Origin of the sequence: Streptomyces sp. NPDC088246, assembly GCF_044741025.1 — a bacterium.
Lineage (GTDB): Bacteria > Actinomycetota > Actinomycetes > Streptomycetales > Streptomycetaceae > Streptomyces.
The window spans coordinates 21565-29428 of sequence record NZ_JBIURV010000073.1 but is presented as its reverse complement, the minus strand read 5'-3'; the positions used below and the strand labels follow the sequence as shown (position 1 = coordinate 29428).

The following is a 7864-nucleotide window of genomic DNA, read 5'->3' as shown; positions in this document are numbered from 1 at the left end:
GACCCCCTTCGCGTCGACTCCCTCCTCCGCCTTGGAATCGCACGCACCAGACCGCGTCCGCTATCCGATCGGAGGTCACCCGACAGGCTCTCAGGTCTGCCCGGCCCCAGTGGGCCTGTCCGGCCCCGGGCCCTAGCGTCCGTCCGTCCCCGATCGGTCGGACTCCCACTCCGCCAGCGTCACGACATCCTTGAGGAAGCCCCGGACGCCCAGGAACGAGGAGAGATGCTCCCGGTGTTCCTCGCAGGCCAGCCAGGTCTTACGGCGCTCCGGGGTGTGCAGCTTCGGGTTGTTCCAGGCGAGCACCCATACGGCGTCGGCCCGGCAGCCCTTGGCGGAACAGATGGGTGCGGCGGCAGCGCTCTCGGCCGCGGATTCAGGGGAGTTCACGGACTCAACCCTAGGTCAGCGCCTGCGCCGACCCACGGGCCGGCGGCCGGACGCATCCCCTGCCGGAGAAAACCGGGAAAAGCGACGCCGAGCAGCCACGGGGGGAGCTGCCCGGCGTCGGTCTGTCGCTCCGACGGGGGATGCGGAGCGCCTACGAAGTATGTCACGCAGACCCGGGTGCGGTGCACCGTAACTTCATGATTGAGCTGAGCTTTTCTTGAGCCTTCGGTGCGGTACGGCCCCAACTGTGCTTATGCCGATTCGATCATGCCGATTCCCCGCCGCGCCGGGCCCCGTCGGCTTCCGGACCGGACTGCTCGGATCCGGCCACGGGCGCCGCGTCGAGCGCCGGACGCGTCGGTGTCGGGACGAAGGTCGAAGGAAGCGATGGGGTGTTCTCCCGGCCCGCGTTGGCGATGACCACCGCCACGTACGGGAGCAGCACACCCAGCGCCAGCGCCACGATCGCGACATACCGCTCGACGTTCCACAGGACGGCGGCCAGGATCACCGAAACCGTCCGCACGGACATCGAGATCACATAGCGCCGTTGCCTGCCGCGCACATCGTCCGCGAGCCCCTGCCGGGCCCCCGTGATCCGGAAGACCTCGACACCGCTCTGCTTCCGCATCACGTCTCCACCACCCTTCCCCCGGCGCCTCGCGGGCCGGGGGAGATTTCATTCCCGCGCCGGACGCACCCCGGACCGGACCGCATCCACCGTACGCCCGGCGCGCGACGGCTTCGAGACCGGGGCGCGCCGCATTCGCGCACATCGGCAGCCGTGCCGCACATACGGACGCGTCCGACATGCGGCGTACGGCCCACGGGCCGAGACTGGGCGCACATGCGCGACATCGCGTCGCACGAGGAGGCGACATGGGCTGGTTGTGGGCAATCATCGTGGGTCTGGTGCTCGGTCTGATCGCGAAGGCGATCCTGCCCGGCAAACAGAACATCCCACTCTGGCTGACGACGATCTTCGGCATCATCGGCAGCGTCCTCGGCAATGCCGCCGCCACCTGGATCGGTGTCAACGACACCAAGGGCATCGACTGGACGCGCCACCTGCTCCAGCTGATCGGTGCCGTGGTCGTCGTAGGTGTCGGCGACATGCTGTGGGCCTCGATCCGCGGCACCAGACAGAAAGCCTGAGCCGACAGACGGCCTGAGCCGACAGACGGCCTGAGCCGACACAAGGCCTGGGCCACCGGGCCACACGCACTGCGGCCGGGTACGCGTCACGCGTACCCGGCCGCAGTGCGTGCGTGCGGGATCAGCCGGTGACCTCGACGGCGGCGAGGTTCTTCTTGCCCCGGCGCAGCACCAGCCAGCGCCCGTGCAGCAGCTCCTCGCGGGCCGGCGCGCTCTCGCCGTCCGTGACCTTGACGTTGTTCACGTACGCACCGCCCTCCTTCACCGTGCGGCGGGCGCCCGACTTGCTCGGCGCCAGACCGACCTCCACCAGGAGATCCACCAGCGGGCCCAGCTCGGTGACCTGCGCGTGCGGCACCTCGGACAGCGCGGCGCTCAGCGTCGCCTCGTCCAGCTCGCCGAGCTCACCCTGGCCGAAGAGCGCCTTCGACGCCGCGATGACCGCGGCGCACTGGTCGGCGCCGTGCACCAGCGTCGTCAGCTCCTCGGCCAGCGCGCGCTGCGCCGTCCGGGCCTGCGGACGCTCCTCGGTGACCTTCTCCAGCTCCGCCAGCTCCGCGGGGCTCTGGAAGCTGAGGATGCGCATGTACCGGGAGATGTCCCGGTCGTCCACGTTCAGCCAGAACTGGTAGAACGCGTACGGCGTCGTCATCGCCGGGTCGAGCCAGACGGCCCCGCTCTCGGACTTGCCGAACTTGGTCCCGTCCGCCTTCGTCATCAGCGGCGTCGCCAGCGCGTGCACCTCGGCACCCGGTTCCAGGCGGTGGATCAGGTCGAGGCCCGCGGTGAGGTTGCCCCACTGGTCGCTGCCGCCCTGCTGGAGGGTGCAGCCGTAGCGCCGGTACAGCTCCAGGTAGTCCATGCTCTGGAGCAGCTGGTAGCTGAACTCGGTGTAGCTGATGCCCTCGTCGGACTCCAGCCGCCGGGCGATGGAGTCCTTGGTCAGCATCTTGTTGACGCGGAAGTGCTTGCCGATGTCCCGGAGGAACTCGATCGCGGACATGCCCGAGGTCCAGTCCAGGTTGTTGACCATGGCTGCCGCGTTCTCGCCCTCGAAGGACAGGAACGGCTCGATCTGGGACCGCAGCCGCGACACCCAGTCGGCGACCGTCTCCGGGTCGTTCAGCGTGCGCTCGGCGGTCGGCCTCGGGTCACCGATCTGACCGGTGGCCCCGCCCACCAGGGCGAGCGGCCGCAGACCGGCCCGCTGGAGCCGGCGCATGGTGAGCACCTGCACCAGATGGCCGACGTGCAGACTCGCCGCGGTGGGGTCGTAGCCGCAATAGAACGTGACGGGACCGTCCGCGAGAGCCTTGCGCAGTGCGTCCTCATCAGTGGACTGGGCGAACAGCCCACGCCACTTCAGCTCGTCGACGATGTCCGTCACGGTTCCGTGTCTCCTCAGCTACGTGTATCGAAAGGCAACAGTCAGTCTAGGCGGGTCACACGCCCAGGCTCACCGAGCTCATGTTGAAGTCCGGGATCCGCAGCGCGGGCATGGCGGCCCGGGTGAACCAGTCGCCCCACTCGCGCGGCAGCGTCTTCTCCGTACGGCCCGCTTCCGTGGCCCGCGCCAGCAGATCCACCGGCGACTCGTTGAACCGGAAGTTGTTCACCTCGCCGACGACCTCGCCGCCCTCGACGAGATACACCCCGTCGCGGGTCAGCCCGGTCAGCAGGAGTGTCGCCGGATCGACCTCCCGGATGTACCACATGCAGGTCAGCAGCAGCCCGCGGCCGGTCGTCGCGGCCACCATCTCCTCCAGGGACCGCTCACCGCCGCCCTCCAGCACCAGGTTGTCGATCGCGGGCGCGACCGGCAGCCCGGTCAGCCCGGCCGTGTGCCGGGTGGTCGTCAGATGCTCCAGCCTGCCGTCCCGGATCCAGTCGGTCGATGTCAGCGGCAGACCGTTGTCGAAGACGGAAGCGCCGTCCCCGGAGGCATGGGCGATCACGAACGGCGCCGACTCCAGGCCCGGTGCGTTCGGGTCGCTGCGCAGCGACAGCGGCAGCTCGGACAGGGTCTCGCCGATCCTCGTCCCGCCGCCCGGCTTGGAGAACACCGTCCGGCCCTCCGCGGCGTCCCGTGCCGTCGACGACCACAGCTGGTAGATCAGCAGATCGGCCACGGCGGTCGGCGGCAGCAGCGTCTCGTACCGCCCGGCGGGCAGCTCGATACGGCGTTCCGCCCAGCGCAGCCGCTGCGCCAGCTCCGCGTCGAGCTCGGCCGGATCGACGTCCTTGAAGTCGCGCGTGGAACGGCCCGCCCAGGTCGACCGGGTCCGGTCGGGGGACTTGGCGTTGAGCTCCAGCGTCCCGTTCGGCTGGTCGTGGCGCAGCCGCAGCCCCGTCGACGTACCGAGGTACGTCGAGGTCAGCTGGTGGTGGGCGAAGCCGTACAGCTCACGGCCACCGGAGCGGGCACGGGCGAAGGCGTCGCCGAGCGCCGGCGCGAACTCCGCGAAGACGTCCGAGCCCGTCTCGGCCGGCGCGTCCGTGAAATCGGGCGAGGCGGGCACCCCGCCGACCAGCGGCTGCGCGTCCTCCGCCGGACCGGCCCCGCGCGCGGCGGCCTCGGCGGCCCGCACCAGCGGTTCCAGGTCGTCGGCGGTGACGGCGGACCGCGACACCACCCCGGACGCGGTGCCCTGCGCACCGTCGACGGTCGCGATGACGGTCAGGGTCCGCCCCCGCGTCACCCCGTTCGTGGTGAGCGCATTGCCGGCCCAGCGCAGATTCGCGGACGACTCCTCGTCGGCGATGACGACACAGCCGTCGGCGGTGGACAGTTCGAGCGCTCGCTCGACGATCTCGTGCGGCTTGCTGACGCGGCTCATCGTCCGGCCTCCTGCGTCGTGTTGAGGATGTTCACGCCCCGGAAGAGGGCGGAGGGGCAGCCGTGCGAGACGGCCGCGACCTGGCCGGGCTGGGCCTTGCCGCAGTTGAAGGCGCCGCCCAGGACATACGTCTGAGGGCCGCCGACCTTCTCCATCGAGCCCCAGAAGTCCGTCGTCGTGGCTTGGTACGCGACATCGCGCAGCTGACCGGCCAGCCTGCCGTTCTCGATCCGGAAGAACCGCTGCCCGGTGAACTGGAAGTTGTAGCGCTGCATGTCGATCGACCACGACCGGTCGCCGACCACGTAGATCCCGCGCTCCACCCCGCCGATCAGATCCTCCGTGGACAGCCCGCCCGGATCCGGCCGCAGCGACACGTTGGCCATCCGCTGCACGGGGACATGGCCCGGCGAGTCCGCGTACGCGCAGCCGTTGGAACGGCCCAGACCCGTCAGCTTCGCGATCCGCCGGTCCAGCTGGTACCCGACCAGTGTCCCGTCCTTGATCAGGTCCCAGGACTGCGCCTCGACACCCTCGTCGTCGTACCCGATGGTCGCGAGCCCGTGCTCGGCGGTGCGGTCGCCCGTCACATTCATCACGGGGGAGCCGTACGCCAGCTTCCCCAGCTGGTCGAAGGTGGCGAACGAGGTACCGGCGTACGCCGCCTCGTACCCCAGCGCCCGGTCCAGCTCGGTGGCGTGGCCGATCGACTCATGGATGGTCAGCCAGAGATTGGACGGGTCGACGACCAGGTCGTACGTCCCCGCCTCGACGCTCGGCGCCCGCATCTTCTCGGCCAGCAGCCCGGGAATCCGCTCCAGCTCGTCGTCCCAGTGCCAGCCGGTCCCGGTCAGGTACTCCCAGCCGCGGCCCACCGGCGGGGCGATCGTCCGCATCGAGTCGAACTCACCGGTGGTCCCGTCCACGGCGACCGCGGTGAACTGCGGATGCAGCCGCACCCGCTGCTGGGTGGTGACGGTGCCCGCCGTGTCCGCGTAGAACTTGTTCTCGTGGACGGTCATCAGCGAGGCGTCCACATGCGCGACGCCCTCGGCGCCCAGGAGCCGGCTGCTCCACTCGGCGAGCAGCCCCGCCTTCTCCTCGTCCGGTACGTCGAAGGGGTCGATGTCGTACGCCGAGACCCAGGTCCGCTCACCGTGCACCGGCTCGTCCGCCAGCTCGACCCGCTCGTCGGAGCCGGCCGCCGCGATCACCTTCGCCGACAGCTTCGCCATGGCGACGGCCTGCGAGGCCACCTTCGCCGCGGCGTCCATCGTCAGATCCACGCCGGACGCGAACCCCCACGCCCCACCGTGCACGACGCGCACCGCGTACCCGAGATCGGTGGTGTCCGAGGTCCCGGCGGGCCGGGCGTCCCGCAGCCGCCAGGACGCGCTGCGCACCCGCTCGAAACGGAAGTCGGCATGCACGGCCCCCAGCGCACGGGCACGGGCCAGCGCCGCGTCGGCGAGGGCCCGCAGGGGCAGGGCCAGGAACGACTGATCTACCTCATGAGGCATGTAGTACTCCGTCTTTTCGGCACGTGTCCGCAGTGAACCATGCCGAGCGTCGAGGGCGACCGGCTATAGGTTTCCCGGACGAGCGCGCCGGGCTCGTCAACCGGTTCGGCGTGGGCCACCCGAGTCCTGGATCCGCTCCCGGTTCCTCGGACAGAGCTTTATCTCCTACGGGATGGCCCCTCGGGCAAGCCGCCTCGGCCTACGTACAGCTCGACTTGCCCCGGGGGCGAGGAGGAGACACGTACCCGCGCACAGCAACGGCCGCCCGCCCCGACTGCATCCTCGGGCGGGCGGCCGTTCGCGTGCTCCAACCGATCACAGGTTGCCGTCGATCACGCCCGCCCTGAACGCGGCCCACCCCGAGGCCGTGAACCGCAGGGGGGCGCGTGCGGGGTCTTTCGAGTCGCGTACGGCCGTTGCTCCTCCGGGAAGGTTGGCGACCTCCACGCAGTTGTTCTCGGCTCCACTGGCGGAGGACCTGCGCCAGGACACGAATGTTCGGCATGGCCGACGAGGAAGACCAGGACCCGCAATCCCCGCCACCCGCCGTCGGGCGCTACGTGCGCTACCGGAGCCGCGGCTTCGCGGCACACATCAACGCCTCCGGCCCGAACCTCGGCTCCGTACGTGAGCTCACCGCCAAGGCCCTGGCCGAGCTCGGCGTGCAGGGTGACGTGGCCGACACCGCGCAGCTCGTCGTGTCGGAGCTCGTCGGGAACGCCGTCCGGGCCTGCGGGGATCACGTGCCCGTCGTGGTGGAGGTGTACGCCGCGGCCTTCGGGGTTGCGGTCAATGTCCATGACCCCGACCCCCGCACCGTTCCGCGCCGTCGCGGTATCGCGCTCGACGACGCGGAGGCCGAGGCCGGCCGCGGCCTCGCGCTGCTGGATCTGCTCGCACCCGGCTGGCACGTGGTCCGGTCGTCGATCGGCAAGCAGATCCGATGTCGTGTCCCGTGTCCCGCCGGATGAGCATCGCGATGTGGGGTGGATGTGCGGCAGTACCGGACCGTCTCGCTTGCGCTGACTCCTACGACCTGGAGAGCAATAGTGAGCGGCGTCGCGACGCCCGGCACGGCCGCTCGCGGCGTTGCCGAAATGTCCGATCGACCGCACCGGACGCCGCTCCTTGCCCCACTCCCTATTGCTCCCCAGGTCGTTACCCATGTCGGCCGCTAGGTGTAGGTACAATCCGTAAGTGTAGGTACTTTCTGGGCTGCGCGATGAAGGGAGCCCCGATGAGCGCAATCTCCGTCCGAGAGTTCTCGTACAACCCGAGCGCCGTCTTCGCCCGCGTGGAAAAGGGGGAAGCGGTCCAGGTCACCCGGCACGGCAAGGTGATCGCCATACTGCTGCCCGGCTCCGGGGCGACATCCCGGTACGCGGACCTGGTGGCTCAGGGGAAGATCCGGCTCAAGGCCGCGACCACCTCGGACCTCGACCACTTCCCGCGCTATGACCTCCCTTCAGGCTCCCCCGATCCGCTGGAACTTCTCCTGGCCGAACGCGAGGAGGACGACCGTTGATCTACTTGGATTCCTCGGCGCTCATCACTCTGCTCACAGGCAGGCCGGGTGCCGCCGAGCTCAGGACATTCCTGTCCGACCGGCCCGGGCTGCCCCTGGCTACCAGCACCATCGGCATCGTCGAGACCGTCCGGCAGCTCGACAAGGCCGGATCATTCCCCAACGCACTGTCGGATCTGGACGGGATGGTCACCGAGATCCTGCTGACGGAAGAGGTCCGGGATCTGGCCACCAGGGTCTCGGGGGCCCTGAGATCGCTTGATGCCATTCACGTCGCGAGCGCGCTCGTCATCGGCGGAGCACTTGACTCCCTGATCACGTACGACAAGCGCATGCTCGACTCAGCGAGGGAAGAAGGTCTCTCCGCACATGCACCCGGAATGGCGGAATGAGGCCGGGCCGGGTGCCGACTGTAGGAACCCCACAGAGCCCCGCGG

General features: G+C 69.8%; 10 protein-coding genes. 4 read left to right on the top strand and 6 right to left on the bottom strand.

Going from position 1 to position 7864, the window contains the following annotated elements; translation table 11 throughout:
- Positions 1 to 132: 132 nt before the first annotated feature.
- Positions 133 to 390, bottom strand: a complete 258-nt coding sequence (locus ACIPEK_RS42395) for a hypothetical protein (RefSeq protein WP_383067925.1) — start codon at positions 388 to 390, stop codon at positions 133 to 135.
- Between the two features lie 265 nt (positions 391 to 655).
- Complete coding sequence (locus ACIPEK_RS42390; RefSeq protein ID WP_402007685.1) at positions 656 to 1021, bottom strand: DUF3099 domain-containing protein; 366 nt, start codon at positions 1019 to 1021, stop codon at positions 656 to 658.
- Positions 1022 to 1269: 248 nt separating this feature from the next.
- Here ACIPEK_RS42390 and ACIPEK_RS42385 point away from each other — a divergent pair, with 248 nt between their 5' ends.
- The gene (locus ACIPEK_RS42385) at positions 1270 to 1545 is read left to right on the top strand and encodes a GlsB/YeaQ/YmgE family stress response membrane protein (protein ID WP_402007683.1); all 276 of its coding nucleotides are present in this window, start codon (positions 1270 to 1272) and stop codon (positions 1543 to 1545) included.
- A 121-nt stretch (positions 1546 to 1666) separates the two neighbouring features.
- Here the strand turns inward: ACIPEK_RS42385 and tyrS are convergent, their stop codons facing one another.
- From tyrS to ACIPEK_RS42365, 4 genes are all read right to left on the bottom strand, one after another.
- A complete protein-coding gene (tyrS, locus tag ACIPEK_RS42380; protein WP_402007681.1) occupies positions 1667 to 2932 on the bottom strand; it encodes a tyrosine--tRNA ligase in 1266 nt (421 codons plus the stop codon).
- 55 nt (positions 2933 to 2987) lie between these two features.
- On the bottom strand, positions 2988 to 4382 hold the full coding sequence (locus ACIPEK_RS42375) for a metallopeptidase TldD-related protein (RefSeq protein WP_402007679.1): 1395 nt from the start codon (positions 4380 to 4382) through the stop codon (positions 2988 to 2990).
- Positions 4379 to 5902, bottom strand: coding sequence for a TldD/PmbA family protein (locus tag ACIPEK_RS42370; RefSeq protein WP_402007677.1), 1524 nt, complete (start codon positions 5900 to 5902; stop codon positions 4379 to 4381). The genes ACIPEK_RS42375 and ACIPEK_RS42370 overlap by 4 nt, the downstream gene beginning before the upstream one ends.
- Before the next feature lie 315 nt (positions 5903 to 6217).
- Positions 6218 to 6394 carry a DUF397 domain-containing protein gene (locus ACIPEK_RS42365; RefSeq protein ID WP_402007675.1) on the bottom strand — a complete coding sequence of 59 codons (177 nt, stop codon included), beginning with the start codon at positions 6392 to 6394 and terminating at the stop codon, positions 6218 to 6220.
- An 11-nt stretch (positions 6395 to 6405) separates the two neighbouring features.
- Here ACIPEK_RS42365 and ACIPEK_RS42360 point away from each other — a divergent pair, with 11 nt between their 5' ends.
- The 3 genes from ACIPEK_RS42360 to ACIPEK_RS42350 all read left to right on the top strand — a co-directional run bounded on the left by ACIPEK_RS42360 (position 6406) and on the right by ACIPEK_RS42350 (position 7819).
- Positions 6406 to 6873 carry an ATP-binding protein gene (locus ACIPEK_RS42360; RefSeq protein ID WP_402007673.1) on the top strand — a complete coding sequence of 156 codons (468 nt, stop codon included), beginning with the start codon at positions 6406 to 6408 and terminating at the stop codon, positions 6871 to 6873.
- A 266-nt stretch (positions 6874 to 7139) separates the two neighbouring features.
- Complete coding sequence (locus ACIPEK_RS42355; protein WP_266745397.1) at positions 7140 to 7427, top strand: type II toxin-antitoxin system Phd/YefM family antitoxin; 288 nt, start codon at positions 7140 to 7142, stop codon at positions 7425 to 7427.
- Entirely contained in the window at positions 7424 to 7819 is a 396-nt protein-coding gene (locus tag ACIPEK_RS42350; protein WP_402007671.1) for a type II toxin-antitoxin system VapC family toxin, read from the top strand. Before ACIPEK_RS42355 ends, ACIPEK_RS42350 begins: the two co-directional genes overlap by 4 nt.
- Positions 7820 to 7864 lie beyond the last annotated feature (45 nt).